The organism is Synechococcus sp. R5-15 (assembly GCF_047462035.1).
Lineage (GTDB): Bacteria > Cyanobacteriota > Cyanobacteriia > Thermostichales > Thermostichaceae > Thermostichus.
Genome location: NZ_JANSIK010000015.1, coordinates 1 through 5,807, shown reverse-complemented (window position 1 = coordinate 5,807; position 5,807 = coordinate 1). Strand labels below are relative to the sequence as shown.

Here is a 5,807-nt window from a genome sequence, read left to right as displayed (position 1 = left end):
TCCGGGCTGAACAGCAACGATCTGCCGAGCGCTTTGAGGCCCAGATGGCCGAAATGCGGGCCGAGCAGCAACGATCTGCCGAGCGCTTTGAGGCCCAGATGGCCGAAATGCGGGCCGAGCGGCAGGCTATGGAAGCCCAACTCCAGACCGAAATCCAGGAGATCAGGGCGTTGATCCAACAGAACCAGGAGCGGATTCGACAGAACGAAGAGCGGGGAGACGAGCTGGAGGTGGCCATACAGGAGTGCCGCCGAGATATGCAGGCTGGGTTTGCCGAACTGAGGGAAGCGCAAGCCATGATGATGGAGCAATTTCGGGAGCGCGATGGCCGCCTGATCGAGGCTCAACTCAGCTTTATTCGGGAGATGCGGGAAATGCAACGGGAAGTGGCGGAGCTGCGACTGGATTTTCTCAATCACATGCGCCAATACCACCCACCTGTCGAACGTTAAATGGCTACGGCAGCACCTGGGCGGTCACCTCAGCTTGCGGTCGTAGGGGTAGCGGGGGATGGCTCTGTGGCTTCCTGGGGGATCCCCCCCCTTTCCCAAGCCAGGGTTTTGGCAGGAGCCCCTCATCTGCTCCGGCACTTTACCGATCATCCGGCCCGCAAGATCCCGCTCACCGGGCCGGTGGAAAGTTGGATCCCGCTTTTGCAGCAGGAGATGGCTCAGGGATCCCTAGTTTTGTTGGCCAGCGGGGATCCGCTTTTTTTCGGGATCGGGCGGCTGTTGACGGAGTATTTCCCAGCGGAGCGGTTGGCCTTCTATCCGCAGGTGAGCTCGGTGCAGCTGGCCCTGAACCGCCTGCAGATCCCTTGGCAGGAGGCGACCATCCTCAGCCTGCACGGGCGGGGAGTGGAGCGGTTGGAAGCCGTTCTCAAGCAGGGATCCCCTGTGATCGTGGTGCTCACCGATCCGGAGCATACACCGACCGTCTTGGCCCAGTTCATTGCCGACCTGCGGCTGCCGGTGCGTTACCAAGCCTGGGTCTGTAGTCAACTGGGATCCCCTCAAGAACAGGTCGTGCCCCTCCAAGAAGGGGAAGACGCCGTTTTCCCCAGCCCCAACGTTGTGGTGCTGCGACGAGTAGAGCCGGAGCCAGATCCCCATCGCTGGCCTTTGGTCGGGATCCCGGACGACCAGTTCTACACCTTTCCCGACCAGCCCGGCTTGATCACCAAGCAGCCCATCCGCCTGCTCACCTTAGGATCCCTGCAGCTCCCCCAAGAGGGCGTGGTGTGGGATATCGGTGCCGGCACCGGCTCGGTGGCCATCGAAATAGCCCGCCTCTCTTCTCGGCTCCAGGTCTATGCTGTCGAGCGCAACGCCATGGGCATCTGTCTGATTCGGCGCAACCGGCAACGCTTTGGACTGGAGAACCTGCAGGTGATCCCGGGGGCAGCCCCCCAAGTGTTGGCCGACCTGCCAGATCCGGATCGGGTGGTGCTGGGCGGTGGCGGCAAAGGGATCCGCAATCTGCTGCCGGTGGTGGAAGCCCGCCTGCGGCCTGGAGGGATCTTAGTGGCCAACTTCGCTACCCTAGAAACCTGCAGCGAGGCCCTGCAATGGCTGCGTTCTCGGGGCTGGCAAGTCCGAGTGGATCACGTTCAGATCTCCCGCTCTGCCGTCCTGGCCGAGGGCACCCGCTTTGCCCCCCTGAACCCGGTTTACCTGCTGCAAGGGATCCCTTCAAACTCGGAATCACAGTGAACTTACTGAACTGATCGCCCCTCTCTTTTGGGGAGAGGAGCTAGGGGTGAGGGATGAAGTCACCCCTCGTCCTCCTCATCGGCGGTGAACCCCGGTCGGTACAGGTAGGGAGAGGAGGGACGGTTGGTCTTCTTGATTTGGTCTTTGATGGATTCCAGGTCGATGTAGCGATCCGCCAAGTTGATCAGTTGATCGCTGGTCATGGAACGCAAGCTGACCACCTCCACTCGTGCCCCTTGGTAGCTAACGGCATTGACCGCATAGGCCAAGTCTCCATCGCCGCTCACCAGCACAGCCGTCTCATACCAGCGCACCAGCGACAGCATATCCACGGCAATTTCCACATCCAGGTTGGCTCTCTTGGATCCATCGGGCAACTGGGTTAGCTCTTTGGTAACCACGCGGTAGCCATTGCGGCGCATCCAGAGCAAAAACCCCTGCTGCTTTTCGTTGTTGCGATCGACGCCGGTGTAGAAAAAAGAGCGCAAAAGGGGCGACCGACCACTCAGCGTCTTCAGCAGACGGGTGTAGTCGATCTCAATGCCCAGTTGCAGAGCGGCATAGAACAGATTAGACCCGTCGATGAATATGGCCACACGCCCACGGTTGTCCTGCAAGGGATCCGCAGGCTGAAAGCCGGGATCAGGATCAAGACGCAGCATTCGGGTTTTCTTCTCCAAGTTTTGACAAAAGGGCAGAAAAAAGAGGTGTTAAATGGGTTTAATCGCCAATACAGCTCTTTCCGGCAGCACTGACTACAGCTAATGCAGACGCCTCTCTTGTGCGATAGGGATCTTACTGCTTCCCAGAGTGATCTGCAGAATTCCCATGAAGTCGGAAAAAGCCGTAAAAGGCTGCCCCAAGCCTTGGGACACATGATTTACCCTAGCGCAGGAGAGACGATCCACGGAGAAGATTTCCAAAATCCTAAAGAAAAAATACCTACGATAAGGAGAGGCTTTGCGGATGGAGTGCAGGGATGGGCCGGTGCCTTACCGCTTTTCGAGCCCCTTGCACAGAGGGGTGCTGCGCAGCCGCTACAAGCGGTTTTTGGCCGATGTGGAGCTGGAAAACGGGCAACAGATCATCGCCCATTGCCCCAACACGGGGCCGATGAGTGGGGTCTGTCAGGTGGGGGCACCTGTGTACCTCTCCCATCACCCAGAGCCGAAACGGAAACTGGCCTACACCTGGGAGATGATCCAGGTGGATGGAGTATGGGTGGGGATCAACACCAGCTTGCCCAATCGCCTGGTGGAATGGGGGCTGGAGCGAGGGTGGTTTCCCCAGTTGGCAGGATTTTCCCGCCGGCAACGGGAGGTGACCTGCGGCAGGAGCAAAATCGACTTTCTGCTGACAGGAGACTCTGGCTCGGCCTATTTGGAGGTGAAGAACACCACCTGGGCTGTGGGATCCCGTGCGCTGTTTCCCGATACGGTGACCACTCGCGGCCAAAAACACCTGGAAGATTTGATCGCGGTGCGCCAACAGGGTCAGCGTGCCCTGCTGATGTACTGGATCAATCGCGCCGATTGCACCGAGTTTGCCCCCGGCGAAGAACGGGATCCCCGCTATGCCCGTCTGTTTCGTGAGGCCCTGCAGGTCGGGGTAGAGATGTTGCCCTATCGGGTCGAGGTTTCGCCGGCAGGGATCCGCCCCTTGGGTTTGGCCAAAATCGTTGTCTAAGCACCCCAAAAGAAGGGGCAAGCTCTCTTGAAACGGCTGGGGATCGCCTATAATTCTGTTTTCTCCAGATTCTTCCATTTTCCAGGCATTTGAGGACCATGAGCAAACCTTCCTCCCGTCCTCATCACATTGTCCTGACTTCCCATCCCTCCCCTCATGGGACGCAAGCCCAGCCGATTCGCTGGGGAGCCTTGGATCCACTGCAGCGGGGGCCGGTGGTGGGTAGCCTGACCAATCTTGCCCATCGCAATGTCATCGGCACCCATGCGGGAGCCTACGCTGTCTATCGGGCATTGGCTGTGGCCAGTGGCTCTCTGCAGGCGGATCACCGCGCCGATTTAACCCATACTGCCCCGGTGGTGTCGATTGGCCCTCACCCAAGCTGGGGAGATCCAGACCGGATTGTGTCTTTGGATCCCTGGGGAGCAGTTGTGGGGGAAGTCTTTGCTCCCCTCTATGCCCAGGGCTACGATATTCGCCCTACTATTGCCATTACTCAGGCCCACATCCACATGCCAGAACTGCAGGAGGCGGTCAACAAAGGGCGGTTACGGGTGGATGGCCGGATCCTCAAAGACAACGGCAGCCTGGTGGTCACCAAAGCCGCAATCGAGCCGGTCTGGTACCTGCCGGGGATCGCCAAACGATTGCAGGTGAGCGAAAGCCTGCTGCGCCGCACCCTCTTCGAGCAAACGGGAGGCATGTTTCCAGAATTGGTGACCCGTCCAGACCTATCGGTGTTTTTGCCGCCCATCGGTGGCCAGACGGTGTACATCATCGGGCAAGTGGCCGCCATCACCGACCCGGCTTTGCCCCTGGCGGTGCGGGTTCACGACGAATGCAATGGTTCCGATGTGTTTGGCTCGGATATTTGCACCTGCCGCCCCTACCTGGTGCATGGCATTGAGGAATGCGTTAAGACGGCCCAGGCCGGTGGAGCCGGGGTGATTGTGTACCTGCGCAAAGAAGGCCGCGCCTTGGGGGAGGTGACCAAATTTTTGGTCTACAACGCCCGCAAGCGCCAGGAAGGAGGGGATCGGGCTGATGCCTACTTCGCCCGTACCGAGTGTGTGGCAGGGGTGCAAGACATCCGGTTTCAGGAGTTGATGCCGGATGTGCTCCATTGGCTGGGCATAACCCGAATCGATCGCCTGATTTCCATGAGCGACCTCAAGTATCGAGCCATCACCAACTCCGGCATTGAGGTTCTGCAGCGGGTGCCCATCCCAGAAGAGCTGATCCCGGCGGATGCCCGTGGGGAGATCGAGGCCAAAAAAGCTGCCGGCTACTACACCGAGGGGGAGGTGCTGGATGCGGAGCGGCTGGCCCAAATCCGAGGAAGAGCCTTGGTGGAGTGAGCGGGATCCCTCATGCAAGTGGCTACCTGGAATGTCAACTCCATTCGCACCCGGCTGCCTCAGGTTTTGGCTTGGCTGGACAGCCAGGGATCCCTGGATGTGCTCTGCCTGCAGGAGACTAAGGTGGTGGATGAAGACTTTCCCCGGGCGGCCTTTCAGGAGCGGGGCTTTCATGTGGAGGTCTACGGGCAAAAGTCCTACAACGGTGTGGCTCTGATCAGCCGGGATCCCCCGGAAAAAGTAGAACGGGGGTTTGGTGCGCTGCTGCCTGCGGCGGCAGATTTGGACGAGCAAAAGCGGCTGATGAGCGCCATCTACCGCGGGATCCGTATTCTCAACCTTTATGTGCCCAACGGTTCTGAGGTGGGATCGGAAAAATACGCCTATAAATTGCGCTGGCTAGCCACGCTGAAGGATTACCTCGCCGTTGCCCTGAGCCAAGGGGATCCCATCTTGCTCTGCGGGGACTTTAACATTGCCCCGGAAGATCGGGATATTTACGATCCCCAAAAAGCGGGAGAAATCATGGCTTCCGAACCGGAGCGACAAGCCCTGCGGGAGATCCTGGCTTTAGGGTTTGAAGATGCGTTTCGCAGGTTCACCCCAGATCCCGGCCATTTTAGCTGGTGGGACTATCGCTCGGGGGGGTTTCAAAGGAATCGCGGCTGGCGCATTGATCATCATTATCTGTCTCGTGAGCTACAGGAGAAAGCCACCGCTTGCTGGATCGATGTTGAGCCACGGCGGGCCGAAAAACCCAGCGATCATGCCCCTGTCATTGTTGCCCTGGATATTTAAGCGCCTTGTTATAGTCATTTCAAGCTAGGTTGAGACACTCCCCAAACGCTCCCTGCCACTGCCTTCACCCCTTCTCTCAGAGGAAGAGGGGAGCCAGGCGGAAATGTTTCATTCCTGTTTAAATGACCATAACAGCTCATACCAACTAGCCATCCAATTAAAATGGAGCGGCCTCTTCGAGAATTTTCAGCTAGAAATCGCAGGAGCCCCGCACTGTACCCGTAGGGTCAGTGTCGGGAGGAATGCGGAAGTT

5 protein-coding genes and 1 pseudogene are annotated in these 5,807 nt (G+C 58.7%); 5 read left to right on the top strand and 1 reads right to left on the bottom strand.

What is annotated here, in order from left to right; genetic code table 11:
- Both NW839_RS01895 and cbiE read left to right on the top strand, forming a co-directional pair.
- Window positions 1-452 (top strand): annotated as a pseudogene (locus NW839_RS01895) (hypothetical protein); the annotation flags it as partial.
- The gene (cbiE, locus tag NW839_RS01890) at window positions 453-1,712 is read left to right on the top strand and encodes a precorrin-6y C5,15-methyltransferase (decarboxylating) subunit CbiE (protein WP_414351936.1); all 1,260 of its coding nucleotides are present in this window, start codon (window positions 453-455) and stop codon (window positions 1,710-1,712) included. It abuts the pseudogene before it with no gap.
- A gap of 59 nt (window positions 1,713-1,771) precedes the next feature.
- Here the strand turns inward: cbiE and NW839_RS01885 are convergent, their stop codons facing one another.
- A complete protein-coding gene (locus NW839_RS01885) occupies window positions 1,772-2,374 on the bottom strand; it encodes an NYN domain-containing protein (RefSeq protein WP_414351935.1) in 603 nt (200 codons plus the stop codon).
- Between the two features lie 325 nt (window positions 2,375-2,699).
- Between NW839_RS01885 and sfsA the strand changes: the two genes are divergently transcribed.
- From sfsA to xth, 3 genes are all read left to right on the top strand, one after another.
- Window positions 2,700-3,398 (top strand): DNA/RNA nuclease SfsA, encoded by a 699-nt coding sequence (sfsA, locus tag NW839_RS01880; protein ID WP_414380450.1) that lies wholly within the window; start codon window positions 2,700-2,702, stop codon window positions 3,396-3,398.
- A gap of 98 nt (window positions 3,399-3,496) precedes the next feature.
- On the top strand, window positions 3,497-4,756 hold the full coding sequence (locus NW839_RS01875) for a GTP cyclohydrolase II (protein WP_414351933.1): 1,260 nt from the start codon (window positions 3,497-3,499) through the stop codon (window positions 4,754-4,756).
- Between the two features lie 12 nt (window positions 4,757-4,768).
- A complete protein-coding gene (gene xth / locus NW839_RS01870) occupies window positions 4,769-5,554 on the top strand; it encodes an exodeoxyribonuclease III (protein WP_414351932.1) in 786 nt (261 codons plus the stop codon).
- The last annotated feature ends 253 nt before the right edge of the window (window positions 5,555-5,807 follow it).

Excerpts from the sequence above, each read along its gene's own strand:
- cbiE (WP_414351936.1), top strand. The coding sequence starts at position 453 with ATGGCTACGGCAGCACCTGGGCGGTCACCTCAGCTTGCGGTCGTAGGG.
- NW839_RS01885 (WP_414351935.1), bottom strand. The coding sequence starts at position 2,374 with ATGCTGCGTCTTGATCCTGATCCCGGCTTTCAGCCTGCGGATCCCTTG.
- NW839_RS01875 (WP_414351933.1), top strand. The coding sequence starts at position 3,497 with ATGAGCAAACCTTCCTCCCGTCCTCATCACATTGTCCTGACTTCCCAT.
- xth (WP_414351932.1), top strand. The coding sequence starts at position 4,769 with ATGCAAGTGGCTACCTGGAATGTCAACTCCATTCGCACCCGGCTGCCT.